The 24,957-nt window shown below is 74.2% G+C and carries 25 protein-coding genes and 1 pseudogene; 13 read left to right on the plus strand and 13 right to left on the minus strand.

The window, feature by feature from the left end:
• The first annotated feature begins 937 nt into the window (after positions 1-937).
• Positions 938-1,366 carry a DUF7919 family protein gene (locus tag ABFY03_RS38030; RefSeq protein WP_446697016.1) on the plus strand — a complete coding sequence of 143 codons (429 nt, stop codon included), beginning with the start codon at positions 938-940 and terminating at the stop codon, positions 1,364-1,366.
• Here the strand turns inward: ABFY03_RS38030 and ABFY03_RS36405 are convergent.
• The 10 genes and pseudogenes from ABFY03_RS36405 to ABFY03_RS36450 all read right to left on the minus strand — a co-directional run bounded on the left by ABFY03_RS36405 (position 1,344) and on the right by ABFY03_RS36450 (position 9,346).
• Entirely contained in the window at positions 1,344-2,564 is a 1,221-nt protein-coding gene (locus tag ABFY03_RS36405; RefSeq protein WP_346172036.1) for a vWA domain-containing protein, read from the minus strand. The two genes, ABFY03_RS38030 and ABFY03_RS36405, sit on opposite strands and share 23 nt — an antisense overlap.
• A 13-nt stretch (positions 2,565-2,577) precedes the next feature.
• Positions 2,578-3,810: an AAA family ATPase gene (locus ABFY03_RS36410; RefSeq protein WP_346172037.1), complete on the minus strand. Its 1,233-nt coding sequence runs from the start codon at positions 3,808-3,810 to the stop codon at positions 2,578-2,580.
• A 74-nt stretch (positions 3,811-3,884) separates the two neighbouring features.
• Positions 3,885-5,789, minus strand: a complete 1,905-nt coding sequence (locus ABFY03_RS36415; RefSeq protein ID WP_346172038.1) for an ankyrin repeat domain-containing protein — start codon at positions 5,787-5,789, stop codon at positions 3,885-3,887.
• Positions 5,786-7,042 (minus strand): leucine-rich repeat domain-containing protein, encoded by a 1,257-nt coding sequence (locus ABFY03_RS36420; protein WP_346172039.1) that lies wholly within the window; start codon positions 7,040-7,042, stop codon positions 5,786-5,788. Before ABFY03_RS36420 ends, ABFY03_RS36415 begins: the two co-directional genes overlap by 4 nt.
• 57 nt (positions 7,043-7,099) lie before the next feature.
• Positions 7,100-7,172 (minus strand): annotated as a pseudogene (locus tag ABFY03_RS36425).
• A 42-nt stretch (positions 7,173-7,214) separates the two neighbouring features.
• A complete protein-coding gene (locus ABFY03_RS36430; RefSeq protein ID WP_319012795.1) occupies positions 7,215-7,424 on the minus strand; it encodes a hypothetical protein in 210 nt (69 codons plus the stop codon).
• Positions 7,421-7,615, minus strand: a complete 195-nt coding sequence (locus ABFY03_RS36435; RefSeq protein WP_346172040.1) for a hypothetical protein — start codon at positions 7,613-7,615, stop codon at positions 7,421-7,423. The genes ABFY03_RS36430 and ABFY03_RS36435 overlap by 4 nt, the downstream gene beginning before the upstream one ends.
• Before the next feature lie 562 nt (positions 7,616-8,177).
• On the minus strand, positions 8,178-8,549 hold the full coding sequence (locus ABFY03_RS36440; protein WP_346172041.1) for a hypothetical protein: 372 nt from the start codon (positions 8,547-8,549) through the stop codon (positions 8,178-8,180).
• 84 nt (positions 8,550-8,633) lie between these two features.
• Complete coding sequence (locus ABFY03_RS36445; RefSeq protein ID WP_346172042.1) at positions 8,634-9,086, minus strand: hypothetical protein; 453 nt, start codon at positions 9,084-9,086, stop codon at positions 8,634-8,636.
• On the minus strand, positions 9,083-9,346 hold the full coding sequence (locus ABFY03_RS36450; protein ID WP_346172043.1) for a hypothetical protein: 264 nt from the start codon (positions 9,344-9,346) through the stop codon (positions 9,083-9,085). Before ABFY03_RS36450 ends, ABFY03_RS36445 begins: the two co-directional genes overlap by 4 nt.
• Positions 9,347-9,541: 195 nt before the next feature.
• Here ABFY03_RS36450 and ABFY03_RS36455 point away from each other — a divergent pair, with 195 nt between their 5' ends.
• The gene (locus tag ABFY03_RS36455; protein ID WP_346172044.1) at positions 9,542-10,777 is read left to right on the plus strand and encodes an NAD(P)/FAD-dependent oxidoreductase; all 1,236 of its coding nucleotides are present in this window, start codon (positions 9,542-9,544) and stop codon (positions 10,775-10,777) included.
• Positions 10,778-10,831: 54 nt separating this feature from the next.
• The gene (locus ABFY03_RS36460) at positions 10,832-11,788 is read left to right on the plus strand and encodes a sigma-70 family RNA polymerase sigma factor (protein ID WP_319012799.1); all 957 of its coding nucleotides are present in this window, start codon (positions 10,832-10,834) and stop codon (positions 11,786-11,788) included.
• A gap of 329 nt (positions 11,789-12,117) precedes the next feature.
• Here the strand turns inward: ABFY03_RS36460 and ABFY03_RS36465 are convergent, their stop codons facing one another.
• Positions 12,118-12,756 carry an endonuclease gene (locus ABFY03_RS36465; protein WP_346172045.1) on the minus strand — a complete coding sequence of 213 codons (639 nt, stop codon included), beginning with the start codon at positions 12,754-12,756 and terminating at the stop codon, positions 12,118-12,120.
• Between the two features lie 195 nt (positions 12,757-12,951).
• On the opposite strand from ABFY03_RS36465, the gene ABFY03_RS36470 reads away from it, so the two are divergent.
• From ABFY03_RS36470 to ligD (ABFY03_RS36480), 3 genes are all read left to right on the plus strand, one after another.
• Positions 12,952-13,599 (plus strand): DNA polymerase ligase N-terminal domain-containing protein, encoded by a 648-nt coding sequence (locus tag ABFY03_RS36470; protein WP_346172046.1) that lies wholly within the window; start codon positions 12,952-12,954, stop codon positions 13,597-13,599.
• Between the two features lie 71 nt (positions 13,600-13,670).
• On the plus strand, positions 13,671-14,681 hold the full coding sequence (gene ligD, locus ABFY03_RS36475; RefSeq protein WP_386723605.1) for a non-homologous end-joining DNA ligase: 1,011 nt from the start codon (positions 13,671-13,673) through the stop codon (positions 14,679-14,681).
• On the plus strand, positions 14,678-15,586 hold the full coding sequence (gene ligD, locus ABFY03_RS36480; protein ID WP_346172047.1) for a non-homologous end-joining DNA ligase: 909 nt from the start codon (positions 14,678-14,680) through the stop codon (positions 15,584-15,586). The genes ligD (ABFY03_RS36475) and ligD (ABFY03_RS36480) overlap by 4 nt, the downstream gene beginning before the upstream one ends.
• 278 nt (positions 15,587-15,864) lie before the next feature.
• Here the strand turns inward: ligD (ABFY03_RS36480) and ABFY03_RS36485 are convergent, their stop codons facing one another.
• Positions 15,865-16,254, minus strand: coding sequence for a hypothetical protein (locus ABFY03_RS36485; protein ID WP_319012803.1), 390 nt, complete (start codon positions 16,252-16,254; stop codon positions 15,865-15,867).
• 119 nt (positions 16,255-16,373) lie between these two features.
• On the opposite strand from ABFY03_RS36485, the gene ABFY03_RS36490 reads away from it, so the two are divergent.
• From ABFY03_RS36490 to ABFY03_RS36510, 5 genes are all read left to right on the plus strand, one after another.
• Positions 16,374-17,063: a helix-turn-helix transcriptional regulator gene (locus tag ABFY03_RS36490; protein ID WP_346172048.1), complete on the plus strand. Its 690-nt coding sequence runs from the start codon at positions 16,374-16,376 to the stop codon at positions 17,061-17,063.
• Between the two features lie 32 nt (positions 17,064-17,095).
• Complete coding sequence (locus ABFY03_RS36495; RefSeq protein ID WP_346172049.1) at positions 17,096-17,584, plus strand: DUF3291 domain-containing protein; 489 nt, start codon at positions 17,096-17,098, stop codon at positions 17,582-17,584.
• A 143-nt stretch (positions 17,585-17,727) separates the two neighbouring features.
• Positions 17,728-19,212 (plus strand): hypothetical protein, encoded by a 1,485-nt coding sequence (locus ABFY03_RS36500; protein ID WP_346172050.1) that lies wholly within the window; start codon positions 17,728-17,730, stop codon positions 19,210-19,212.
• 284 nt (positions 19,213-19,496) lie between these two features.
• Positions 19,497-21,497 (plus strand): MFS transporter, encoded by a 2,001-nt coding sequence (locus ABFY03_RS36505; protein WP_346172051.1) that lies wholly within the window; start codon positions 19,497-19,499, stop codon positions 21,495-21,497.
• A gap of 66 nt (positions 21,498-21,563) precedes the next feature.
• Positions 21,564-22,115 carry a hypothetical protein gene (locus ABFY03_RS36510; protein WP_346172052.1) on the plus strand — a complete coding sequence of 184 codons (552 nt, stop codon included), beginning with the start codon at positions 21,564-21,566 and terminating at the stop codon, positions 22,113-22,115.
• A gap of 68 nt (positions 22,116-22,183) precedes the next feature.
• Here the strand turns inward: ABFY03_RS36510 and ABFY03_RS36515 are convergent, their stop codons facing one another.
• Positions 22,184-23,239 carry a winged helix-turn-helix domain-containing protein gene (locus ABFY03_RS36515; RefSeq protein ID WP_346172053.1) on the minus strand — a complete coding sequence of 352 codons (1,056 nt, stop codon included), beginning with the start codon at positions 23,237-23,239 and terminating at the stop codon, positions 22,184-22,186.
• A gap of 130 nt (positions 23,240-23,369) precedes the next feature.
• On the opposite strand from ABFY03_RS36515, the gene ABFY03_RS36520 reads away from it, so the two are divergent.
• Complete coding sequence (locus ABFY03_RS36520) at positions 23,370-24,341, plus strand: SMP-30/gluconolactonase/LRE family protein (protein ID WP_346172054.1); 972 nt, start codon at positions 23,370-23,372, stop codon at positions 24,339-24,341.
• A gap of 43 nt (positions 24,342-24,384) precedes the next feature.
• Entirely contained in the window at positions 24,385-24,951 is a 567-nt protein-coding gene (locus ABFY03_RS36525) for a GNAT family N-acetyltransferase (RefSeq protein ID WP_346172055.1), read from the plus strand.
• The last annotated feature ends 6 nt before the right edge of the window (positions 24,952-24,957 follow it).

Here is a 24,957-nt window from a genome sequence, read left to right on the forward strand (position 1 = left end):
CGGTCGACCGTGCTCATCACCATGCGCCAGCGGCCGCAATCGGGGCCGCAGGTGTGGACGAACGGGGAGTCCGGGCTCGCTCGCACACGCGCCGGGCCCTCGGCCGGTCCCGGGGCGGGCTGACCAGCAAGGTCCACCTCGCCCTCCATGGCCGGGGCTGCCCCTGTTCGTCGTGCTCACGCCCGGCAACGTCAACGACGCCACCGCCTTCGGTCGGGTCCTCGACAGGATCCGCGTTCCGAGTGGGCATCGGCCGCCCGCGCAGGGCATCGCCACGATTCCTCGGCGACAAGGCCTCCTCCAGCCCAGCGATCCGGCGCGTGCTGCGGCGCTGCGACATCGCCGTGACGATCCCCGAGCGTCGCGATCAAGCGATCAAGCAGCCAACGGCCGGCGCTGAGGGCGCACCTCGGTTGCCGGCCGCCCGCCTTCGACGAGGAGATCTCCCACGAGCGCAACGTGGTCGGACGAGACTGAGCATGCCTCAAGCAGTTCCACGCGATCGCGACCAGATTCGCCACGCTCGCCGACCGCTGCCGTGCCGGACGGAGCCGCTGAGCCGTATGGGTGCCTCGAAGGTGGTTACTTCGCGAGGCTTCGTCTGAGCCGGTGGTCGGGGAACGGCCCCGGGCCGTGTGGGAGCATCTGGGCATGCGTCTGGTGGCTGATGGAGTCACGCCGGTCTCGCGGTTGGTGCTGGTCGGCGAGCTCCTGACTGATGACGGGTATGCCTTCGAGTTGGCGAGGCCCGTTTTTCTGGCTGCCGGCGATCGGGTGGCGGTCGGTGACCGGGAGTTGGTCGTCGTGTCGGGTGGCGGGGAGCGGCTGTCGGCGGCGGGTGGCTGGGCCACTCGTTGTGGGGCTGGGGCGCTGCGTCGCTGGTAGGGGTGCTTCTTGCACCGCCGATGTTGCTGCTCCGTGCTGGTAGACAGGCGGCGTGACGTACTTCGCGGATTTGACGCCGTATACGTATGGCGGGGACTGCTCGGTGGTGGAGGTTGCCAGGCGGTGGCCTGGTGTGTCGTTGGTGAATGTGGGGTGGCTCGCGCGGGGGCGGCGGTATCGGCGGGGGGTCGCTCCGGCGGGGTTGGCTGTGGCGTTGCGTCGTATGGCCGTCACGCATCGGGCTCAGCAGAGCCGCGGTCGGCACCCCTGTCCGTTCTGCGCTTCGCTGGTCTTCGGGCGTCGGAAAGGGGGGCCGGAGGGGAGTGCCGAGATATGGGTGAGGGGTGGGGAGGGTGTTGCTTATGCGGCGCCCGAGTTGATCGCTCACTATGTCGAGGCGCATGGGTACGTGCCGCCGGGGGCCTTCGTAGAGGCGGTGTTCGACGCCGTCGGGACGGTCAGGGGCGTGGGGGGATTCTGATCGTCTCCGTCCAGGGCGGGGGCTGGGGGGCGTCCGGGCCTATGAGGGCGGCTATCACGCGGGCCTTGACGGGTTCCGGGGGCCAGGGCGTGTGGCCGTCGGTGAGGACCACGATGATGTTCGGGGGGTCGGGGGAGGACAGGGCCGTGCGGATGCCGACTGTCATGTCCGTTCCCCCGCCGCCCGCCAGTTCGACCTGGTCCACGGTCGTCACGCGCGCGACGGCGTGTACGTCGGCGTCGCACGCGAGGACGGTGACGCGGTTGCCGCCGACGCCCACCTCGCGGAGTACCCCCGAGACCTCGGCGAGCGCGGCTGCCAGGTCCTCCTCGGTCATCGAGCCGGACGTGTCGACGACGACGGCCACGCGGGGCAGCGGGCGGCGGAGGCTGGGCAGGACGACCCGGCCGCCGAGGGCCGGGGTGCGGCGCGAGGGGCGGCGGTACGTGTAGTCGACCGCGCCGCCCGCCCAGGCCGCGGCCTCGCGGACCGCACCTGTGAGCGCCTTGCGCCAGTCGACGGTGGGTTCCAGGACCTCCTCAGCCCAGCGCTGCCAGCCTGCCGCGATCGTTCCGCGCAGGCGCGCGTGGGCGCGGATGGCCTGGGCCGTCTGGCGGCGCAGGGCCTCGGCTTCCACCGGGCCCAGACCCGCGGTGGCGCCGGTGCCGTGCTCGCCCAGGTCCCAGGGTGCGGGGACGCCGTGCGCCCCCGAGCCGCAGTCCAGGGTGTGGGCGCAGGAGGCCGGGATGTCGCGCACGTACTCCTCGAAGAGGCGGCCCGGCGGCAGGTCGAAGAGGCGTGGCTCCATGAGACCCGGAGGCAGCCGCAGTCCGTCGGCGACGAGGTCGTCGTTGATCTCGCAGTCCTGGGCGATGTTGACCCGGAGCCGGTCGCGCTGGTCCGCGGCCGGCAGGCGGTCGGCGCGGCCGTGGTGGTCGCGCAGGAGGTGGGCCGCCTCGTGGATCCACACGCCCGCCAGCTCCTCGACGCCGGTCGCGTCGACGAAGGCGGGCGCGACGTAGCAGCGCCAGTACCGGTCCACCGCCATCGTGCGTACCTGCTCCGACGGGACGACGGTCAGCGCGTACAGGGCGGAGGCGAGGTACGGGCGTGCCTCCGCCGCCTTGTAGCGCGCGGCCAGCAGTTTGGCGCGGTCGAGGCGGGCGGAGCCGGTCGCTGCAGCGGGGTGCGGGGGCATGCGCGGCGGCCTGTCAGCGCGCGCCCGGCAGCGCGCCGGCGAGTTGGAGCAGTTCGAGGAAGGCGTCGATGCCGGGCGGGATGGGCCACTCGGGTTCCCGCATCGCGGCGAGGTCGCGGGCCGCCCGCGCCGCCACGTCGGGCACCCCGGCGTCCACGGCCTTGGCGAGGACCTCCCAGCCCGCTTCCCAGCGCGGACGGGTCGGCTCGCTCTGCACGGCGGCGACCACGGCGATGAGGAACGCCAGCTGCCGGTCGCCGCGTTCGGGCAGCGCGAAGGCCGACGGGTCGGCCAGCACCCGGTCCGGGTCGGGCAGGTCGAGGTTCTCCAGGTACGCCAGCAGTTCGATGCCGGCCGCCTCGCCGACGGCGCCCATCAGGGCCGCGGCCCGTGCCTCGCGCCCGGCGCCCGACGCGTACGAGGTCGCCAGAAGCCGCAGCGCCATCTCCCACGTGCGGGGTGAGGGCCAGGCGCGGCCGCGGCCCTCGGCCTCCTTCGGCAGGTGGTGCGCGAGGCCTGGGCGGGCGGTCAGGAAGCCGCTGATGACGCCTCGGGCGCGAGCGACCGCGCCGGACACCCGGCCCGGTTCCACCGTCGGCAGGGCCGTCTCGGGCCAGGTGCCTGCCATGCCGCGCGCCACGGTGCGGGGGTCGTGCGTCCAGTCGAGGTGGACGAAGCGGTTGGCGAGCGGGGGGCTCAGATGCCAGCCGTCGGCGGCGCTGGAGGGAGGGTTGGCGGCGGCCACGATCCGTACCGACGCGGGGAGCGAGAGGCTGCCGACCCGGCGTTCCAGCACCACGCGCAGCAGCGCGGCCTGCACGGCCGGCGGTGCCGAGGACAGTTCGTCGAAGAACAGCAGGCCGTGGCCGGTGCGGGCGAGCCGGACGGCCCAGTCCGGTGGCGCCATCGGTACCCCCGACGTGGCCGGGTCGTCTCCGACGATCGGGAGGCCGGCGAAGTCGGACGGCTCGTGGACGCTGGCGACGACGGTCTCCAGGTGCACGCCGAGCGCGGTGGCGAGCTGCTCCATGCCGGCCGACTTGCCGATGCCTGGCTCGCCCCAGAGGAGGACCGGCTGATTGGCGATCACCGCCAGTGCCAGAGCTTCTAGTTGGGGGTTTGCCGCCGGCTCGGTTCGCGTGACGCTCAGGCGGGCGTTGAGGGCGTCGGCGGCGGCCAGGGTTGCGGGAACGGGCGCGGAGACGAACGCGGGTATGGGTGTGGGAACAGGTGTGGAGGCGGCCATCGGGGTGGATGTGGACGTGGCTGCGGATCCGGATGTGGATCCGGATGCGGATCCCGATGCGGGTGAGGGTGAGGTCATCGGTGGATCTCCTTGTCGTCCGCCGGCTCCTCCTCCGCCTCCATGCTCCAGTCGATGTCGGAGGAGTTCCGCTCGTCCATGTAAGCGTCGAACCAGCCGGAGCCGAGGCCCGGATGCTCCCGGAGTACGCGGCGGCGGAGGAACATCAGATCGGTCCGCTCGTAGCGGCGGATCGCCTGCGCGAGCGACAGCTCCATCTCGTCGGTGACGTCGATCCTGGCTCCGGCGGCCAGCAGCTCCCTGACCAGCTCGACGGAACCGCCCTCGTGGACGGCGGTCTGGAGCGGGGTGCGGCCCGCCTTGTCCTTCGCCTCCAGGTCCAGCCCGATGGCCAGCAGCCGCGGCAGCAGCTCCCGGTGGTCGAGCAGGTGGAGGACGTGCAGCAGACCGCGGCCCTTGAGATCGCGGACGTACGGGTCCGTGCCGGCGTCGAGCAGCGCCACGACGGCGGGCGTGTCACCGTGCTGGGCGTGCAGGAAGAGCGCGTTCCGTTGCTCCCGCAGGGCTCGCGGCAGCCGTCCCCGGCCGCTGGTCCACGCGGCCTGCGCGGCGAAGCAGCCGCTGATGGTGCCGCCGAACGCGCGGAGCGCCAGCTCGCGCTGCCGTTCCTGTTCGGTGTGCGGGCCCGCCAGGACGCCGTCGCGCTGGACGACCTCGTGCCAGATCCCGCCGCAGCGGACCCTGACGGGTTCGGGCGCCCGCGGGGCGGGCGGGCCGGTCACGGGCCCGGGGACGTTCGGGAACAGGGCCGCGGTGACCAGCGGGTGGAGTTCGTCGGGCCGGATACGGCCGGCCCGCAGCAGACCGATGTCGGGCAGTCGCTGCCAGACGTACGAGGGGAGGCGCGGGACGCCCGCCTGCTGGCCGCGGTCGTGGCCGGAGACGCGCGGCGGGACGCCCTCGGGGGCGTCGGGGTCCAGTTCGACCCGCAGATGACCGCGCCAGTCCAGGTCGAGGCGGAAGCGCGACCCGCGTCCCGCGCGGGCGAGGAGCCGGGTCTCGTGCGCCAGGCGGGTGAGGTCCGGGGCGATGAAGGAAGTGAGCCGGGCGACGTCGAGCTGCTGGTAGGAACGCGGTTCCTGCGGTGGGGGCGTGAGGTCGAGGCCGAGGCCGGCGGCGGCGTACGCCTCGGTGTGGTCGCCGCGGAACTGGAGGACCGCGATCCATTCGGCGAGGGCGGCCGGGTCGGAGCCGCTGCCCGGCGGCTCGTCCGGCAGCTCCTCGGGGGTGAGGGGCGTACCGTCGGGGTGCAGGAAGGGAAGGCGGGCGTGGGGAGCGGCGGCGGGTGCGCGGTCGGAGCCGCCTGAGCCGGCGGTGACCTCCCGAGCGCCGAGCGGGTCGCCGGCGTCGAAGGTGTCCGGAGCGCCCGCGCTCCAGCGCAGTTCGCCGGTGCGGCGGGCGTCCCAGAAGCGGCGGGCGGCGGTCCAGTCCTGTGTGACGTACCGCAGTCCGTGGAGCTTTTCGCCCTCGGGTGGGACGGCGGGGCCGAAGTGCAGGCGGAGGCGCTGGGGTCCGGCCAGCATCGGGGTGTTCGTCAGGGACAGGACGGGGCCGGAACCGCCGTACGCGGCGAGGACGACGCGGGTGCACGGGGCGAGGGTGGTGTGGCCGCCGAGGGTGCGCGGAAGGTGCCAGCGCAGCAGGTCGGGCGCCAGATGCCGCAGATCGTCGGCGACCTGGGCGGCGACGTCGGCGCCGTAACGGTCCGCGATCCGCTCGGGATCGAGGTCCTGGGGCACGTCGACGGCGGCCGTGGCGCAGGCCGCGCGCCAGTCGCCGGACACGCGGGCCTCCGTGGCGCGTTCGATCATCCAGCGGGGCACTGCGTAGCGGCGGATTCGGGCCCAGGAGGAGAGGTCCTCGGGGGAGAGGCCGCCGGGGAGGGCCGGACGCGTGGTCATCGGTACACGCTCCCGATCGCCCGCAGGTCGGGGTGGGTCGGCCGGGCCGGCCGCAGCCGTTCGGCGAAGGCGCGCTTGACGCGGCGGGGCGTGCCCGGGCCGAGGCCGACGTACTCGAGGCGGTGCCCGTCGGGGAGTGCGGAGAGGAGGCACTTGGCGCCGCGGCCGGTGATGCCGGTGTGGCGCAGTTCGAGGCGGCGCAGCGGGCTTCCGGGCAGGGCGGTGGCCAGCGCCTGGGCGCCGTCGTCGCCGGTGGTGTTGCCGGAGGAGCCGAGGCTGCGTTCGGACATGGCCCGGCCGAGGTCGAGGACCTCGATGCCGTCCAGGGCGTCGGCGAGGGCGCGGGCGCCGTCGGGGCCGATGCCGTTGCCGCCCAGGCCGAGGCGTACGGGCCGGGTCGGGTCGGTGGCGGCGGCCAGGACGGCGGTGCCGTCGTCGCCGAGGTGGTTGGCCGGCAGGTAGAGCTCGCGGACGCCGGCGTCGCGCAGGAGGGCGGCGAGCAGCGGGGCGTCGGCGGCGGTCAGCCCGTTGCCTCCCAGGAAGAGCCGTTCGAGCGGAGCCGCGCGGTCCAGGAGGGCGTCGAGGAGGCGGCGTACGCCCTCCGGGCCGATCCCGGAGTTGACGAGGTCGAGGGTGCGCAGCGTGCTGTTGCGGCGGAGCAGCCCGGCGAGGGCACGGGCGCCGGTCGCCGTGACCGGGTTCCGCTTGAGCCACAGGGCGCGCACGGTGGTGTCCTCGGCGAGCGCGTCGGCGAGCGCGGTCACGCCGTCGGGGCCGATGCGGTTGCAGCCGAGGTAGAGGGTCTGGATGCCGTGGGTGTGGGTGTGGGTGTGGGTGTGGGTGTGGGGGTGGGCGTGGGCGGTGTCGGTGTGGTGTGCGGCGGTCAGGGCGTCGGGATCGGTGCGGGTGTGCGGGTGGGCGTGTGCGGTGTCGTGTGCGGCGGTCAGGGCGTCGGCGATGGAGCGGGCGCCCTCGTCCCCGAGGGAGTTGGTGCCGAGCAGGAGATGCGCGGCGTGCGGGGAGCCGGCGGCCGCGGGCAGCAGATGCGCCGCGCCGTCCGGGCCGAGGCCCTGCTTGCACAGGTCCACCCGGCCGTCGGGGCGCAGGGTGCCGAGCGGGAACGCCTCGTCGTCGGCGACGGGGCGCGTGTCGGCGAGCCGGGTCACGAGGGGGGCGAGCAGCGCGGGGTCGGCGAGCGGCAAGTCGGGGTGCTCGATCGCGGGGCAGCGTACGGGCGTTGTCGGCTGGTTCATCCCCACTCCACCGGTCCTCCGCCGGGGGCCGGCGTCCGCGTCGACATCAAGGAGGCGCAAGACCGGTCGGATTCGAACCGACGTCCTCCAGCTCGATGCGTGGGCGCGACGACCTCTGCGCTACGGCCTTGCTGCGGAGGATCATAGTCACAGCGGGGCCGTTTTTCGATCATCAGTTTGAAAGAGGGGGGAGTCTGATGGTTCCGCCGTTGGAACAGACCAGGAGGCGGCCGTCGGTGGTGCCGAGGAGCAGCCGGCCGGGTTCGGCGACCGTCAGGGCGCTCGCCACGGCGGGCACTCCGGCGATGGTCAGGTGTCGACGCCAGTGGACGCTGCCGTCCCGCTGGTCGAGCGCCACGACCTCGCCATCGTCGTACGTCACATAGACCCCGCCCTGGCCCAGGTCGAGGTCGAGTCGAGGTCGAGGTCCGTGGCCGTCCGGTCGGTCCTGAAGACCCAGACAGGCCGTTCGCCGCTCACTTCGCGCCGGACGACGAACGAACCGCCCGGCTGCAAACCGCGGCCGTCGTGGACGGTCCCGGCGTGGATCAGGTCGCCGTCGGCGGTCTCCACGCCAGGCCCGGCGAAGTGCGTCTCACCTGGCTCCCAGGAGTAGGGGCACACGACGCGGACGTCTCGCTCGCTCGTCTCACGCGGACGTCCGGCCTTCGGTACGGCCCCCAGGTCCGCCGCCGCGAGCCAGCCTTCGCCACGTTCGTCATGTCGGCCGGGCTTGTGTGCGACGGTCGTCCGGATTGCAGATCCGGCTGCCGCGCCGGATGCGGAGCCTGCTTCGCTCCCCGTTCGCCCCGGCCGGCGCGAGGGCGGGCAGGCCGTCGGCACTGCGTACCAGGGACGCCGAGGCGGCGGGGACGAGGTGGTCGAGCTGCCCCGTCGGCACTGGGGCCTCTTCATGATGGTCGCCGCGCGGGGCCGCGACCCGTGGCCGGCCAGGTCGCCTCCGTCGAGCGATCGGGGTGGTACGGCCCGCCAGTCCGACCGACGTATCACCGCGATGTGGCCCTCGTGCCACGCGGCGTCGTCCTGCCACTCGTCCGGCGGTCCGTCAGCAGGCGCAGTTCGTGCTCGCCGAGCCAATCGAGGCCCAGGACCTGGCGGCCGAGCGGGTGCTCGATCAGCGACGTGGTGCTCCCCGCCTCCAGGCCCAGGAGAAGCAACTCTCCCTCCGAGAAGTAGCGCCGTCGTAGGCGCCGGAGCCGACGGCGAGGACGGGGAGGGTGGGGTGGAACGCCATGGCGTGCACGGGGTGGTGCGCATGGGGAAGAGTCGTGCAGGTCAGGTCTTCCACCCGGTAGACGCCGACCGGGGTGATGAAGCCGAAGTCCGGCATCCCGGCCACCGCCGTGCGCGTGCCTGCCACGGCCAGTAGGCCACGGTTCTCGTCCCTGACGGTGAGGGCGGGCTCGCCGACTTCGGCGAAGGGTCGGTCGCCGAGGATCCGGTCGATGCGGAACGAGGCGGGCGTGGTGGTGGTCTTCGCAGCCAACAGGAGTTCCGTGGAGAGCGGGGGAGTGGAGAGCCGGGGGGAGCCCGTGCCGTGAGGGGTGCGCGAGCGGTCAGCTCCCCGGCTTCACGATCGGCCGGATGCGCCCTGGCCCGGTCCGCCGTCCGGGGTGGGGTCCTCGGGGCGGTCGTGGCGTGAGTGGGGGAAGGCGTCGGCGAGGGGGGTGGGGTGGGTGTAGCCGGTGGGTTTGCTGGTGAGGTGCCAGACACGGTCGTCGGCTTCGCAGCGGTAGGAGCGGGTTTCCGGGGGGCGGGAGTCCGGCTGGGCGGCGCGGACGGTGGTGACGTCCTCCAGGGCTGCTGCCGCGCGTGCGGCCGTCGGGTGCTGCACCTTGCCGCAGCGGCATTTGCTGGTGCCGACCAGGGGTTGTTCCGGGGCGCTCGGGGGCAGGTCCGCGTGTTCGGCGAAGTAGGGGAGGTCGGCGGTGCGGAGGCGTCGCCACCAGCCGACCCCCGGCCGGCGGAGGAAGTACGCGCGGACCCCGCCGCGCTTGGAGCTCCGGACGTCCGACGTGATCATGACGACGGCTCCGGAGGAGTGGAAGCCTCCAGGCGGGCGCGGAGCGGATGCACGGTCGTCTCGACCTTCCAGCCCGCCTCCGCCAGTACGGGACCGAACGGGGCGATCCGTTCGCCGGGGGCCTCACCGCGGTTCCTGGGCGGTGTGACGCTGTCGCGCGCGGCTCGTTCGGCGCGGGTGAGCTGTTGTTCGCGGATCAGGGCGCGGGAGGCCAGGAACGCCGTGCTCGGTGGGGTGGGGCGTGGGGGCTGTGCGCTCATCCTGGTTCCCGTCGGCGGCTCGAACCTCGCAGGGGAATGATCATTCTTGCAGTTCCGGGCTCACGGGGGCGTGGATCGACGTTCGCCGCATGTGACCTGTATCACATCGATTGCCTGTCAGGAATCGGGGTGCTGTCCCGCTCAAACCGTCGGCAGCGAACGAACCTAGCGAACGAACCGACAGGAGTGACTCTCATGAAGCACCGCATCGTCGTCCTCGGCGCCGGCTACGCCGGTTCCCACGTCGCCGGAACCCTGGCCCGCCGGCTGTCCCCGCGCGACGCCGAGATCACCGTGGTCAACGCCGAGCCCGACTTCGTCCAGCGGCTGCGGCTGCACCAGCTGGCGGCAGGGCAGGAGATCGAGGCCCCGCTGCTCGCCGACGTCTTCGCGGGCACCGGGGTGCGGCTTCGCCTCGGCCGCGTCACCGGCGTCGACCCCGAGCGGCGGGCCGTCGCCGTGGCCGATGCCGACGGCGGCGGCGAACTCGGCTACGACACGCTGGTGTACGCGCTCGGCAGCCACTTCGCCGTCAACGGAGTGCCGGGTGTCGCCGAGCACGCCTTCGACGTCAGTGGACGACCGTCCGCGCTGCGGCTGCGCGAGCGGCTGGCCGCCCTCGACACGGCGGGCCGGGGAGGGAACGTGGTCGTCGTCGGTGACGGGCTGACCGGGATCGAGACCGCCACCGAGATCGCCGAGTCCCGGCCCGGCCTGTCCGTGACGCTGATCGCCCGCGGGGAACTGGGTGCCAGGCTCTCCGCCGGAGCGCGCGGCCACCTGCGGCGGGCCTGCCACCGGCTCCGTATCACCGTCCTGGAACACACCGAGGTCGAGGCCGTCGAGGCGGCGCGGGTGCGCTGCGCGGACGGCACCGTCCTGGCGGCCGACGCGACGGTGTGGACGGCCGGCTTCGCGGTCGGGCCGCTCGCGGCCGCCGCCGGGCTCGACGTCACCGAGCACGGCCGGATCGTCGTCGACCGCACCATGCGGTCGGTCTCGCACCCGGACGTCTACGCCGTCGGCGACAGCGCGTACGCCCTCGGCGACAACGGCCTGCCGCTGCCGATGTCCTGCGCCACCGCCGGCGCGACCGGCATGCAGGCCGTCAAGACGATCGTGGGAGGTCTGAGCGGCGGCAAGGTCGCCCACGCCAAGCTGGCCTACGTGGCCAACCACATCAGCCTCGGGCGGCAGGACGGGATCCTGCAGATGGTCGACGGCGAGGGCCTTGCCAAGAACGGGTACGTGGGCGGGCGGAGGGCCGCGCGGGTCAAGGCCCTCATCGTCTGGATGTCGCTGTGGGCCACCTCCCACCCGACGTTCGGCATGCCGCGCCGCAGCCGTCGGGTCGCGACCGCGTCCACCGCGTCCACCGCGTCCCCCGCATCGGCGGCCTCGGCGGTAGCGGGGGAGAAGGTCGTTGCGTAACGGCCTGGGGAACTCGGAGAGCCTGAGGGGCCTGGGGAATCTAAGGTGATCGACGTGGAACGCATCCCCGCCGACGGCTTCGACACCAGCCGGTTCGAGGCCAGCCGGAACCGGCTGGCCTCGCTGGCGTACCGTCTCCTCGGCTCCGCCACCGACGCCGAGGACGCCGTCCAGGACGCCTTCCTGCACTGGCAGGCCGCCGACCGGCACCGCATCAAGGTGCCGGAGGCATGGCTGACGAAGGTCGTCACCAACCTGTGCCTGGACCGGCTTCGTTCGGCCCAGGCGCGACGCGAGCGCACCGCCGGCGCCTGGCTGCCCGAGCCGCTCCTCGACGGCGACCCCATGCTCGGCCCGGCCGACACCTTCGTCCAGCGCGAGTCGGTCTCCCTCGCCGTGCTGACGCTGATGGAACGGCTCTCGCCCCTCGAACGCGCCGTCTACGTCCTGCGCGAGGCGTTCTCGTACAGCCACGCCGAGATCGCCGGGATCCTCGACATCAGCGAGTCGGCCAGCCAGCAGCACCTCCACCGCGCCCGGCGGCGGGTCACCGCCGAACGCCGGCGCGGCGCCGACGAGGTCGACCCGGCGTCGGCCCGGAAGGTCGTCGAGGAGTTCCTCGCCGCCGCCTCCTCGGGGCGCACCGACCGGCTGGTGGCCCTGCTCACCGACGACGCGACCGCGATCTCCGACGGCGCCGGTCTGGCCGCGAAGCTGCTGCGGTTCGACACGGCGGAGCGGATCGCCACCGTCGCGCGCGCCGGCTTCACGCCGAGCCCCGCGAAGCGGCGGCTGGCCGGCGGGACGCCGTCCGTCCACTACGCGGTCGTCAACGGCGGTCCCGCCGTCCTGTTCGTGGTCGACGACCGGGTCGTCGGCTCGGTGACGTTCGACCTGGCCCACGGCAGGATCGCGACCGTGCGAGGGATCGCGGCGCCCGCCCGCCTCGCCCGGCTGACGGAAGCCTGGCGGCGGCACGAACCGGAGGAGCCGCTCGTCGCTCGATGGTGACGGCGGGCGGGGACGATCTGGCGGCCCCGGGGGCGTGTGAGGCCGGTACCGCGTTCGGCCTGCCGCGTGCCGCCTGCCGCGTGCCGCGTGCCGCGTGCCGCGTGCCGCGTGCCGCGTGCCGCGTGCCGCGTGCCGCGTGCCGCGTGCCGCGTGCCGCGTGCCGCGTGCCGCGTGCCGCGTGCCGCGTGCCGCGTGCCGCGTGTCGCGTGTCGCGTGTCGCGTGTCGCGTGTCGCGTGCCGCGTGCCGCGTGGTGCCGCCCTCGCCGGCCCTGCCTGACGTCACACGCCGACGGAACCGGAGGCGTAAGGGGGCTTCTCCGCCTTGTGGGTCACGCGGCCTGCAGCTCCCGTGCCGCGTCCTTCGAGAGGCCGACGCGGACCAGAGCTGCGGCGAACCTCGCGTGGTCCTCCGGAGGAACGCGGCGCCCCAGACCGGCAGGCGTGTGCGGCAGGCCGAGGTCCTTCGCCACCTCGCACGCGCGGTCGTCGAAGTACGGGCGCAGCCACGGCCAGACCGCCTGCGCCTCCCGGCAGAAGATGTCCGCGCCGACGGGACCGATCCGCGGAACCTCCTGGAGCAGTTCGCGCAGGGCGCCCGCGTCGCCGTCGGCCTCGTCCCGCATCCGGCGGAGGTCGCCGTCCCAGCGTTCGAGCACGAGGTGCGCCCCGTCGCCGAGGGCCGTGGCGGTGCTCTCGTCGTACCGCACGTAGTGGGCCCGGCCGAGGGCGTCCACCCGGTCCTGCCAGCCGGAGCGGGCCATCGCCCCGGGCGTCCGGAACCCGGCCCGGGACAGTTCGCGCGCGGCCGCGACCGCCGTGTCCGCGCTGATCCGGATCGAGCAGAGCACCGTGAGCACCAGGAGCCGGTACAGCGGGGAGGGCTTGTCGCGCAGGGTGATGCCCGCCTGCTGTGCGTAGGTCCGGCCGTACTCGGACAACAGCCGGGAGATCATCGTGTCGGCGGTCATCGCCCACGCACCTCGCCTTCGTACGGAGGGCAGTTTCTGCTTCGGCATCACCCTTCTGGGCTTCCCCTCAGGGCGGCTGCCCCGCATCGCGGCCGTCACACCGGGCGGTCGGCACACCGGGCGGGCCGGCACACGGGGCGTGTCGTCCCCGGACTCGCGGGTAGTCGCGGGACGGAGAGGAGAGGAAGGACGGCGATGGCCGGATCGGACAGGACGCTGACGGAGTACCGGCGGAAACGCGACTTCCGCAAGACCCGCGAGCCCGAGGGGAAGGGCGGCGGCGGGAACGGGCGCGAGCCCGTGTTCGTGGTGCAGATCCACGACGCCACCACCATGCACTTCGACTTCCGCCTGGAGGTGGATGGGGTGCTCAAGTCCTGGTCGGTGCCCAAGGGCCCCTCGGGCGATCCGCACGACAAACGGCTGGCGATGCCGACCGAGGACCATCCTCTGGAGTACCGCGACTTCGAGGGGACGATCGCCCTCGGCGAGTACGGCGCCGGCACGGTGATCATCTGGGACGAGGGCCGGTACGAGAACCGCAGCACCGACAAGCGCGGCCACGAGATCCCCTTCGCCGAGGCGCTCGACGCCGGCCACGCCTCCTTCCGGCTCGCGGGGCGCAAACTGCACGGCGACTGGGCCCTCACCCGGTTCCGCAAGGGGACGGACGGGGAGCGGGAGGCGTGGCTGCTGGTCAGGCACGGCCACACCGCACGCGGCGGTACGCCCGATCCCCGGCGGGCGCGTTCGGCGCGCAGCGGGCGGACGCTCAGGAAGGTCGCCGAGGAGGGCGCCGAGGCGGTTGCCGCAGAGGCCGCCGCAGGGGCGAGGACGGACTAGGAGGCGAGACGGAGGAGGCGAGGCGAACCGGAAGGGAAGAGGGACGACGAGGAGGGAGGGGCTGAGACCGCATGAGCCTGTTGGACCGGCTGTCCGAGGCCGACCGCGGCCGGCTGCGCCTCGCGGAGAGCGGCGTCCGCGAGCAGCAGCCGATGCTCGCCGTGCTCAGCGACCGCCGGACCTTCCCCGACGCGATGCTGTTCGAGCGCAAGCTGGACGGCGTACGCGTCGTCGCGACCCGCCGCGACGGCGGGCGGCCGCGGCTGCTCTCCCGCACCGGGAGGGAACTGAACCGCACGTACCCGGAGGTCGTCGACGCCCTCGCCACGCAGGGCCGTCCCGACTTCTGCGTGGACGGCGAGATCACCGCCGTCAAGGGAGGGCGCAGCGACTTCGCCCTCCTCCAGCGGCGCATGCAGCTCACACGCCCGGAGGACGTCCGGGCCGGCCGGGTCTCCGTCCGCTCCTACCTCTTCGACCTGCTGCGGCTGGACGGCCGGAGCGTCACCGCCCTGCCGGTGCGCACCCGCATGTCGCTGCTCCGCGTCGCGTTCGACTTCCGCCTCCCGCTGCGGTACACGCCCCACCGCGTCGGCCGCGACGGCCGGGAGCTGCTGGCCGACGCCTGCGGACGCGGCTGGGAGGGGCTCATCGCGAAACGCGCGGACGGACCGTACCTGCACCGGCGCTCCACTGACTGGCTCAAGCTCAAGTGCGCCGCCGGCCAGGAGCTGGTGGTCGGCGGCTTCACCGAACCGGCCGGCAGCCGGCTCGGGTTCGGCGCGCTGCTCGTCGGCCACTACCAGGACGGGCGGCTCCGGTACGCGGGCAAGGTCGGCACCGGCTACGACACGGCCACTCTGCGCCGCCTGCGGGGACGCCTGGGCCGGCTGGAGCGGGACCGTTCGCCGTTCGCCGACGAGGTCCGGGAGCGGGCCGTGCACTGGGTCAGCCCCGAACTGGTCGTCCAGATCGACTTCACCGAGTGGACCGGCGCCGGGCGGCTCCGCCACCCCCGCTTCAAGGGCCTGCGCGACGACAAGCGGCCCACCGACGTCATCCGCGAGCGAGGAACGCCATGACCACCACCGACATCCGCGTGAGCGGCCGGACCGTCGAGATCAAACGAGCGGGGAAGGAGCTCTTCCCCGACGACGGCATCACCAAGGCCGACCTCGCCGACTACTACCGCCGGGTCGGCCCGCGCATCCTGCCGCATCTGCGCGGACGTCCGCTGATGCTGGAGCGCTACCCCGACGGCATCGGAGACGGCCGCTTCATGCAGAAGGACACCCCCGACTACTTCCCGGACTGGATCCACCGCGCGGAGCTGCCCAAGGCCGGCGGCACCGTCACGTACCCGGTCTGTGACGACCTGGCGTCCCTGCTCTACCTGGTCGACCAGGCGTGCATCACCCCGCACCGCTGGCTGTCCAAGGCCGACCGTCCCGACCACCCCGACCGCCTGGTCTTCGACCTCGACCCTTCCGGCGACGACTTCGCACCGGTCCGGCGGACCGCGGCGCTGCTGCGCGAGCTGCTCGACGAGCTCGACCTGCCGGCGGCCCTGATGACCACCGGTTCGAGCGGACTGCACGTCGTGGTTCCGCTCGATCGCCGTACCGCCTTCGACGAGGTACGGGCGTTCGCCGGCGACGTGGCCGAACTGCTCGCGGCGCGGCACCCGGAGGAGCTCACCACCGCGGCCCGGAAGCAGGCCCGCAAGGGTCGGCTCTACCTCGACGTGCAGCGCAACGGCTACGGCCAGACCGCCGTCACCCCGTACGCCGTCCGCGCCCGGCCCGGCGCACCGGTGGCCACTCCGCTGCGCTGGACCGAACTCGACGACCCCGACCTCACCCCGCGGCGCTGGACACTGACCACGGTCGACGAACGCCTGGACGGCGAGGATCCCTGGAAGCGAGAGCTGCCCCGCGGCCGCTCCCTGAAGGCGGCCCGCGGACGGCTGGAGAAGCTGACCTCGTGAGCTGGTGTGAGCATGGAACGCGCCGCACGGACCGGACCTCCGACCCGCCCGACCCCGCCGAAACCGGACGATCCGACGGGCCCCGGGGACCCGCTGGAGCCGTCGAAGCCCCGCCCCGCGCCCCCGACGAACCCGATCCCGCCCGGCACGCCGGCGCCTCCGGGGCCGGAACCGCACCCCGAGCCCGGGAGCCGGGCCTCGGTGACGCCCCCCCCGCGCCCGCGAGCCGGGCGCCGGGGACGGACCCCCCGAGCCCGGGAGCCGGGCGTCGGGAACGGTCAGCCGACCAGCGTTTCGAGACCGGCCTCGTCGCAGTACGCCGTGACGCGGATCTCCGCCTCGGCATCGCCGTACCTGACCGCCAGCGAGGTCTCCTCGGCCAGCGTGCGGCCTCCGCTGACGTGCTCGTCGCCGTGGGGGCGCGCCGCGGTGTAGACGCGCTCGGCGGCCGGGCCGATCTTCTCGTACGCCGGACTGCCCGGCGTCTTCGCGCCCTCGGCGCGCATCGTGTCCTGCCACTTGCCCAGTGCCTCGCAGTACGGCGTCCGCGTCTGGGCCAACCGCTGCCTGTCGTCCCCGTCCTGCCCGTCCTCGGACGACGAACATCCCGTCGCCATCGCCACCGTGGTGACGGCGAGGACGGTAACGATCATTCTGCGCACACGCACGCGATGCCCCCCGGCTGTGGGTCGCTCCGCTGGTCACGGAGGTCTGAGAGAACCCGGCAGCAGCCTACTCCGGCCGCACGGCCTTCTATGTCAATCGAGGTTGTCACTAGAATGTCCGGATGAAGGACATCGATGCGATCGCGGTGCTGCAGGACCCGGTGCGCCGCCGCCTCTACGAGTACGTGGTCGCGCAGGGCCGCGAGGTGGGGCGTAACGAGGCGGCCGAGGGGGTCGGGGTGGCGCGGACGCTCGCCGCGCACCACCTGGACCGGCTGGCCGAGGCCGGTCTGCTGGAGAGCGGCAGCCGCCGCCTCTCTGGGCGCTCGGGACCGGGCGCGGGGCGTCCCGCCAAGGTGTACGCGCGGGCGCCGGGCGAGCGATCGGTGTCGCTGCCCGGCCGCGACTACCGCACGGCGGCCGAACTGCTCGCCGAGGCAGCCGAGCGGGCCGGCCTCGACGCCGGGCTCAACGCCGCCGCGCGCCGCCGGGGCGAGGCCCTGCGCGGCACGGACGCGCCCTGCGCGGGGCTGGAAGAGGCCATGGCGGTGCTGGCCGCACGCGGTTACGAACCGCACCTCGAAGCCGCCGCTCCGGAGGGGGAGGGAGCCGGGGAGGGCGCGTCGGTCGTCCGCATGCGCAACTGCCCGTTCCATGCCGTCGCCGAACGCTTCCCGCCGCTGGTCTGCGGCATGAACCTCGCGCTCCTCGAGGGGCTGATCGGTGTCGGCGGCCCCGTCCGCGCCCGCATGGACGCCCGGCCGGGGGAGTGCTGTGTGGTGGTCGAGGCTTCTAAAAACAATGGCGATTGACATAGAAAAGCGCGCCGTGCTGGGATGAGGCCATGACCGCATCCCAGCCCGCCGCTCCCACCCTCCACCTCGCCCAGCTCAACGTGGCCACCCTCCGCCACCCGATCGACCACCCGCGCATCGCGCCCTTCGTCGAGATGCTCGACCCGGTCAACGCCGCCGCCGACAGCGCGCCCGGCTTCGTGTGGCGGCTCGTGGAGGACGGGACGGACGACGCCACCGGGCTGCGCCCCGCGGGCGAGAACGTCATCGTCAACCTCACCGTCTGGGAGTCCCAGGAGGCGCTCTGGGACTTCACCTACCGCAGCGGGCACCTGGAGGTGATGCGCCGTCGCCGCGACTGGTTCGAGCGGCACGTCGCGGCGCACCTGGTGCTCTGGTGGATCCCCGCCGGTCACGTCCCCACCGTCGGCGAGGCGTTGGACCGGCTGGCCGACCTGCGCGCGAACGGGCCGTCCCCGCGCGCCTTCACCTTCGCCTCCTCGTACGCCGCGACCGAGGCCGCCGCGCGGGGGCTCTAGCGCGGGCCACCCCGCCCTCAGGTCGCATGCGCGGCGCGGGGGTGCGGGGTCGGCCCATAGCCCGGTGCGGGGCGCGGGCGGGCGGCGGATGCGCGGCGCGGGGCGCGAGGTGGGCGGACGGCGCCGTCTGCGAGCATCGCGGGATGACCCCTTCTGATTCCGCGATGCCCGACGTGCCGCGCTCGGCCGTGCGATCCGCCTCGCCCCTGTCCGTACTGGCGGCGCTCCTGGACCGCTCGGTGGAGCGGATGGCGGAGGCCGCGGCGGACGTCCGCCTCTTCGACCGGGAAGCGATACGCGAGGCGGCGGACGTGTGGGACAACAACCTGTTCCCGCTCTTCTGGGCCGCGAGCGCGTCGAACGCCGGTGCGCGCGAAGCCCGGGCGGCGAGCGTCCTGGAGTGGATGGCCGGTCTCGGCGAGCGGCGGCGCGCGTGGATGGTCGAACAGGCCGCCCTCGCCGGGCAGGACGTCGAGGCGCTGCTGCCACCGGCCGAGGCGCACAGGCCGGGCCGGAACTACCTCGGACACGTCATGGCGCCGCAACGGCGGCTCACCCGGGAGTACGTGGAGGAGCTGGGCGCCGACTACGACCTGGCGACGGCGACCGTACGGCGCCTGCGGGTGGAGCGTGCCGGCAGCCGGCTCACCGCCTTCCTCCAGTTCGTCGTCGGCCGCGGGTTCGCCGCCGAAGAGCCCGCCCCACCCGCCTTGTTGAACGTGTGGCTGGACGGAGTGACGGACGTCGACTTCGTCTCCCCCGGCACGGGTGGGGTGGTCCTGGACGCCGGGACGGGTGAGACCGCGGTGCTCCTGGGCGGCGACGGTCTGCTGCGCGGGGCCGGAGGTGAGTGTCACCTCGACGACCGCTCATGGCATCTGTCGGCCGCCGGGCGGCGCGTGGACGCGGTCACGCCTCCCCGGCCCGGCAGGTCCGAGCGCCTGCGTCAGCCGCCGGGCGGAGACCTGGCGCCGGACGCGCACGCGGCGGCCACGCTCCTGCGGCACGTGATGTGGGAGCTGCGTTCCGTGCGGTACCCCGAACATGCCGACCGCGTCCCGGTGTTGCCGCTGTGCCGCGCCCTGTCCGGGACGGGAGGAGCGATCCTCGCCGCAGGGGCGCACGCCGACGCGCACGGTCAGGAAGCGGCCTTCCGCGACCTGATCCGGGGGTGGGCCGCCCAGGGCGGCCCGCACCTCGCCCACTGGTTCGCCCGTGTCCTCAGGGAGAGGGTGGGTCGCTCGGACCTCATCGAGCCGCCGCGCGTCGGCGACCGAACGCCGCCCTCCCTCGCGGCCGGCTCACCCGTGGTCCGTACGCCGTCGAAAGCCGCGCTCGTCATGGCCTCCTGGACGGCGGCGCACACCGATGACCAGGTGGAACGCCCGGCTGCCGCGCAGCTCCAACTCGCCCTGCCGCCACGCCCCGACGCGTACGCTCCGGGGCGCTGGCGGCTGCGCACGGTCGGCTGCGACGAGCCCGAAGCCTTCCGCCTCCGGGCTGTCGCGTTCGAGGGCGCGGGCCCGCTCGTCCACGAGGGCACGCCGACCGCGGGCCGGGGTCTCGATCTGCACCAGGGGGCCTTGTACGTCGCCGCCGGGGACGGGTGGAGCGCGTCCGTGAGGTGAGCTCCGGGTCAGTGGTGACGACGGCCGCGGCCCGCTCCGACGTGAGGAGCCGCCGGCCGCGGGCGCGCCGGCCGGCGTCGCTGTCAACGGCTCTGGGGCGACCCGAGGTTGGCGCCGCGCGACACGTTCTGGAATTCTGTTCTAGATTGTGATCGCCGCATCCATCCAGGGGAACCACCACACATGGGCCGTGACGCACTCCGCTCAGCGCAACCGCACGCCTCCGCCCCGCTCACCGCACCCGGCGGGCCGGACGACCGGCACCGAAAGGGCTGACCTCCACCGTGGAACAGCTGACGGGGGAGGACCCCGCACACATCGGCCCGTACCGCCTGATCGCCCGCCTCGGCGCGGGCGGCATGGGCCTCGTCTACCTCGGGCGCTCCGACCTCGGGCGGACCGTCGCCGTCAAGGTCGTCCAGGCCGAACACGCCCAGCACGCGGAGTTCCGCAGACGGTTCGCCCGCGAGGTGGCCGCCGCCCGGAGGGTGGGCGGCGCCTGGACCGCCGACGTCCTCGACGCCGACACCGACGCCGCCGTGCCGTGGGTCGCGACCCAGTACATCCCCGGGCCCGACCTCACCTCCGTCGTGGCCCGGGACTTCGGGCCGTTGCCCGAGCACTCGGTCCGCACCCTCGCCAACCGCCTCGCCCTCGCCCTCCAGGCCGTCCACGACGCCGGCCTGATCCACCGTGACCTCAAGCCGTCCAACGTCCTGGTCACCGTGGACGGCCCCCGCGTCATCGACTTCGGCATCGCCCGGGCGATGGACGGGCTCACCGGGGACAGTCTGCACACCCGCACCGGGATGCTGATCGGCTCGCCCGGCTTCATGTCGCCCGAACAGGTACGCGGCCTCGACCTCACCCCCGCGTCCGACGTGTTCTGCCTGGGCGCCCTCCTCGTCTACGCCGCCACCGGACGGCTGCTCTTCGGTGCCACGGACACCGGCCTCAACGCCCACCTCTTCCGGATCGCCGAGGAGGAGCCGGACCTGACGGGCGTCCCGGACACGCTCCTCGACCTCGTCCGCGCATGCCTGCACAAGGACCCGGCGCAGCGGCCGACCCCGCAGGAGGTGGCCGCGCGCACGGCGACCGACCAGGCGGGGGAGTGGCTGCCCGGAGCGGTGCTCGCCCAGCTCGGCCGCCGCGCCGCGCACCTGCTGGACTACGCGCCCGCCGCCCCCACGGCCCCCGGGGTGGCTGCCGGCGCCGGGGTGGCCGTACCGGCGGACCCCCGCGTGCCATCCGCCCGCTCGCCCCTGCCCGCGTCGCCCGCGTACGTCCCGACCGCCCCGGCGCACGCCGGCGTCGCCCCCGGCTTCGGCGCGCCCCCGCTCCCGTCGCCCGGAGCGTGGGCCGCCGCCACATCCCCGGCGGGCCTGCCGGAGCCGGAGGCCCCGTCGCCCCGGCGGTGGTGGGGTCTGGTGGCGCTCGGGCTCGCCCAGGGGGTCGTGCTCTTCGACGCGGTGTTCTCCCACACGGCGACGATGGTGGCGGGCGCCCAGGAGGACCTCGGGATCTCCGGCGACGGCTGGCGCGTGTCGTCCACCGTCTACCTGGACGTGGTGCCCCTCACGTACCTGCTGGCCTTCGTCGGGGTGCTGCTGTGCGGCGCCAGGATCACGGACCTCCTCGGCCGCAAGCGGATGCTGGTGATCGGCCTGGCGGGTTTCGCGGCGGCGGCCGCGCTCGGCGGCATGGCGCCCTCGTCCGGCGTCTGGATCACGGCCCGCGCCCTCCAGGGCGCCTTCGCCGCGCTCGTCTCGTCGTCCGCGCCCGCCCTGGTGTCCACTTCCTTCACCGGCCTCCAGGAGCGCCGCAAGGCGTTCGGGATCTACCTCGCGATCGCGGCCGGCGGCGGTCCGGTGCTCGGCCTGACGGCGACCTGGTGGCTCCCCATGACCCTGAACTGGCGTGCGTGCCTGTTCGCCGTGGTTCCCTTCGCCGTGGGCGCCGCGATCGCGGCGGCGGCTTCGGCGCACGACCGTCCGGGCCGTCTCGGCCTCCGCTTCGACGGGCCAGGCGTCCTGTTCGGCGCCGCCGCGGTCGCCGGCGTCAGCGGGGCCGTACCGCACTTCACCGGCCAGATCGTCCTCCTCCCGACCGCCGTCCTCCTGCTCGCGGTCTACGCCTGGTGGCAGACCCGAACGGCCGGCGCCCTCGCCGCACCGCCCGGCACCCGGGCCCAGGCGCCGGTGGGCTACCTCCTGGCGACGGCCCTGACCGTCGTCGGAGTCGCCGTCCTGCTCCAGGCCGCGGGATTCGTCCACGTCCACTGACCGAGCGGGCGCGGATCGGGCGATCGGTTAAGGCGGCTCTCATGTGGGCCGCCTAGCGTGCGCCGCATGGACACGAAGACGACCGAGAAGACCGAAGAGACGGCAGCGCGACCGGACGGCGACCTCGCCGAGGACGCCGCCGTCGACGACGGTGCCGAGCTGCCCGACGGGCCGCACGACGACGAGGGCGACGCCAGGGACGAGGGGGACGACGCCGAGGAGGCGGCCGCCGGGCCGGAGGCCGGCGGTGTCGGTTCCGCCGCCGCTGCCGTCGTCTCCGCCGCCCTCTCCGTCGTCGCGCTCACCGGCACCTGGACGGGCAGGGTCGTCGCCGAGCGCGAGACGCTCATCGGGCAGATCAAGACCTCCGGCGGCGGCACCCCCGCCCAGCAGATCAGCGAGATCTACGGCGACGCCTGGCACAGCACCGCGCTGGTCAACGGCGTCTTCGCCCTCCTCGCCGTGATCGTCGCCGCTGTCGTACTGGCCCTGCCGCGGCGCCCCCACTGGGTCCGCGCGATCGCCGTCGCGGGCGCCGTCCTGGGCGGTCTCGGGCTGCTCCTGTCGGTCGGCACCTACCTCGACCTCTTCCTGAGCCTCCCGACCGCCGGCTCCTGACGCCCCGCCCGGCGGGGCCTGCCCGGGATGCCGGGCCCCGCCGCGCGTGGTGACGCCGATCGTCCCGCTCAGTCCGCCGCCCCCGCCAGCAGGGCCTCCCCGAGGGGCGTGAGGCTGTGCAGCACCGCCGTCCCCGTGCGGACCGTGTCGATCAGACCCGCGCCCCGCAGGACCGAGGCGTGCTGGCTGGCCGCCGCGAGGGAGACGGAGGCGCGTTCGGCGAGGGCCGTCGTGGTGGCCGGCGAGCGCAGCAGGGCGAGGATCCGGGACCGGGTGCCCCCGAGCAGCGCCGCCAGGGCTTCCGGGCGTTCGCCGGACGAGGCCGCGTCGCCGGAGTCGTACAGCGGGTAGACGAGGACCGTCGTGGCCTCGGGGCGGTACATCACCATCGGTCCCGTCGCGAACCACGAGGGGACGAGCAGCAGTCCGCGCCCGCACAGCGGGATGTCGTACGTCGACGCCGACGGCAGGTGCAGCGTCGGCGCCTGCCACCGCCAGGTCGTCCCGAGCGTCGTCAGCAGGGCGTCGACACCACCGCGCAGCAGCATCTCCGACCGCAGCGCGCGATCGGTGAGCGCGTCCCGGCGGATCCGGGGCCAGAGCGGTCGTACGGACGACTCGAAGTAGCGGCGGGTGTCGTCCAGCAGGGCGCGGGCCGCGACCGGCGACCCCTGCGCGAGTTCGTGGGCCCACCGGCCCGGCCGGGCCAGACCGCCGTTCCAGCCGGACACCTCCGGGATGCCGAGATCCAGCGCCAGCCGTTCCGCCGGCGTCGCCGCGGCCGCCGCCAGACCGCCGGCGAAGTCGGGCGTCGCCGGCTGCAGCAGGAAGTCCGGTACGAAGCCGTCCTCGGCGACCAACTCGGCGAGCACACCCGCCCGGGCCACCGCACCACCCGGCAGGGAACGGTGCCACTCCCGTACGGCGGACCGCGGACGGTACAGCGGCCCGGCGCCTCGGCCCACGCCGTCGCGCGCCCCCGGCCGCACCTCCGGCCGCCCCTGCGGACGCGGCCCCGGCCGCAGCGCGGCCCGCACGCTCAGGACGGTCTCCGACAACGCGTTGGCCGTCGGAGCGAGCGTGATCCGGCACAGGTCGGCGGCCGTGAAGTGAAGACGGATCATGCCGACCGATTATCCGCCCGGCGGACCCTTTCACCCAGGGATGAAAGGCAGTGCGTTCCGCGCGAACGGGCGGCACTCTCCTGTCGACCACCCCTCGTCCTGCGCCGACCACCCGCCGGAGGCCGCCCCGATGCGCCGTATTCCCGCCCGCACAGCCTGCCTCGCCGCCACGCTCCTCCTCACGACCCTCGCCTCCGGCGCACCCGCCCCCGTCGGCGCGCGCGAACTGCCCGACACGTACGTCGTCTCTCACGAGCCGGGCGTCCTGCCCGAAGGGATCACGGTCACCCCGGACGGCACCGTGTACGTCTCCTCCGACGGCCTCGGCACCCTCTACCGGGGCCGCGTCGGCGACCCCGAACTCGAGCAGTTCCCGGCACGCGGTCTCGCGGACCGGCCCAGCACCCTCGGCGTGCACACCGACCGCCGCGGCCGGATCCTCTCCGTGGGAGGCGCGACCCTGACCGTCCACGACCGCCACGGGCGCCTCCTCGCCACCCGGACGGCCCAGGACGGACCGCTCGGCGCGCCCCACCTGAACGACCTGACCGTGACGAAGGACGCCGTGTACGTCACCGACTGGGCCAACCCCGTCGTCCACCGGGCGGAAATCCGGGGCGACGCGATCGGCCCGCTCGAACCCTGGCTCGACATCCGATCCGCCTTCCCTCAGTTCCCGGCCCAGTACTGGCTGTTGAACGGCATCGTGGCCGACGGGACCGGCACCGCCCTCCTCGTGGCGTCCAACGGCACCGAGGCCGTCTGGCGGATCTCCACCACCGACAAGGCCGTCAGCCGACTCGACCTCGGGGACCAGTCCTTCGGCGCCGACGGCATGGTGCTGCGCGACCGCACCCTGTACGCCGTCCTCAACTACGGCGCCCCGCACGGCGTCTACATCGCCCGGCTCGACGAGGAACTGCGCACCGGCACGGTCACCCACCGCCTGACGGACCACCCCTTCGACCTGCCCACCACGCTGGCACGACACGGCTGCCGCCTCTACGTGGTCAACAGCCAGCTCGACGAGCCGCCGGGCCGGCCCCCGTACACCGTCACCGCGCTCGACGACCCGACCTGCGGGACCGCGGCGGCGCCGTAAAACCGGTCGACACCCGGCCCTGTCGTGCCGTTGGCTGCACGGCATGACAGAGCTGCGCACGGAACGACTGCTGCTCCGCGGGTGGCGCGCGTCCGACCTCGACCCGTGGGCGGCCATGAACGCCGATCCCGCTGTCCGGGAACACCTCGGCGCCCCGCTCACCCGCCCGGAGAGCGACGCCGTCGCGGCGCGCATGCGGGCGGACCTCGACCGGCGGGGCTTCGGCTGGTGGGCCGTGGAAGAGCGCGCGACCGGCGCGTTCATCGGCCGCGTCGGCCTGGACGTGGTCGGCGACGACATGCCCTTCGCCGGGGTGGACATCGGCTGGCGCCTGACCCGCTCGGCTTGGGGGCACGGGTACGCCACCGAGGCCGCCCGGGCCTGTCTGACCTACGGCTTCGACGTCCTCGGACTGCCGGAGGTACTGGCGTCGACCACCGTCGGCAACGTCCGGTCCCAGTCCGTGATGCGCAGGATCGGCATGACCCACGATCCGGCCGACGACTTCGAGGACCCGAGCGTCCCCGAAGGCCCGCTGCGCCGCTGCGTGTTGTACCGGGCGACGGCCGGTCCGCGTACCGCCGCCCCGGTCGCCGACGCCAGCCGGTGAGGGCCT

This window comes from Streptomyces roseofulvus, assembly GCF_039534915.1.
Taxonomy (GTDB): domain Bacteria; phylum Actinomycetota; class Actinomycetes; order Streptomycetales; family Streptomycetaceae; genus Streptomyces; species Streptomyces roseofulvus.